Source organism: Cohnella sp. 56, from assembly GCF_037963805.1.
Taxonomy (GTDB): domain Bacteria; phylum Bacillota; class Bacilli; order Paenibacillales; family Paenibacillaceae; genus Cohnella.
The window spans coordinates 1-1,146 of the sequence record NZ_JAZDQE010000040.1 but is presented as its reverse complement, the minus strand read 5'-3'; the positions used below and the strand labels follow the sequence as shown (position 1 = coordinate 1,146).

Annotated in this window: 2 protein-coding genes; both read left to right on the top strand. The window is 53.1% G+C overall.

Going from position 1 to position 1,146, the window contains the following annotated elements:
• Positions 1-516 (top strand): helix-turn-helix domain-containing protein (locus tag VQ071_RS29260; protein ID WP_340518546.1); only part of this gene is annotated, 516 nt, incomplete at its 5' end.
• Positions 517-670: 154 nt separating this feature from the next.
• A partial coding sequence (locus tag VQ071_RS29255) for a transposase (RefSeq protein WP_340518548.1) occupies positions 671-1,146 on the top strand: 476 nt, incomplete at its 3' end.

The window sequence follows — 1,146 nt, the reverse complement described above, 5'->3', positions numbered from 1 at the left end:
CAGCTCTTTTCCAGGGAGGTTTCTTGTATGACCACCGGACCGAAGAAAGCAGAAGTGACGGTGACGGAAAATCAAGAAAAGGTACTCCATAACCTGGCCCGCCGACATCTCACGCCGCAACAAATGGCAAAACGCGCTCAAGTTGTCCTTCTTGCCCACCAGGGGACGGGAAATGCAGAAATAGGGCGACAGATCGGGATGAATCGGATGCAGGTCGGCCTGTGGCGCAAACGTTGGGTCGAAGCGCAAGAGCGACTGGATCACATCGAGTTAAGTGAGCCGAAGGAACTGGAACCTGCCATAGGCGTGCTTCTTACAGACGAACAACGTCCCGGCACACCGCCCACGTTCACGCCCGAACAAATCGTAGAATTAGTCGCTTTAGCCTGTGAAAAACCGCAAGAGAGTGATCGGCCTATCAGTCATTGGACCGCGCGGGAACTGTGCGATGAAGCGATTAAACGAGAGATCGTATCCACGATTTCAGTGAGCAGCATGCGGCGTTTTTTAAAATGAGGCGGATTTAAAACCGCACCGCTGCCGCGGATGGCTTAACCCTCGGCGTGAATGTCCAAAGCGGTTTCAGGAGCAAGTTCATGCGTTATGTCACCTGTATACATCGTCTCCTTTGCTGCACCAACTCGGAGTCCATGTGGTCAGTGTGGATGAAATGACAGGCGTGCAGGCGCTCGAGCGTATTCATCCCAAGCTGCCGATGCGTCCGGGACGCGTTGAACGTCAAGAAGTCGAGTATGTTCGCCATGGTACGCAATGTGTGATCGCCAATCTGGAGATCGCTACAGGCCGGCTTATCACGCCTACGATCGGGCAAACCAGGACCGAGCCTGACTTTACCGCACATATCAAGAAGTTGCTGGCTACCGATCCACAAGCCGAATGGGTTATCGTTTGTGATCAACTCAATACGCATCAGTCCGAGTCGCTCGTAGAGCTCATTGCCGAGCAGATCGACATTCGACGTTATACCTTGGGCGTTAAAGGTTCCTGCGGTGTGTTGCGTTCCTTAGAAAGTCGTCGTGCTTTCTTGAGCGACCCGACGCATCGCATCCGGTTCCTGTACACACCCAAACATTGTTCCTGGCTCAATCAAATTGAAATGTGGTTCAGCATCCTCGTGCGTCGCTT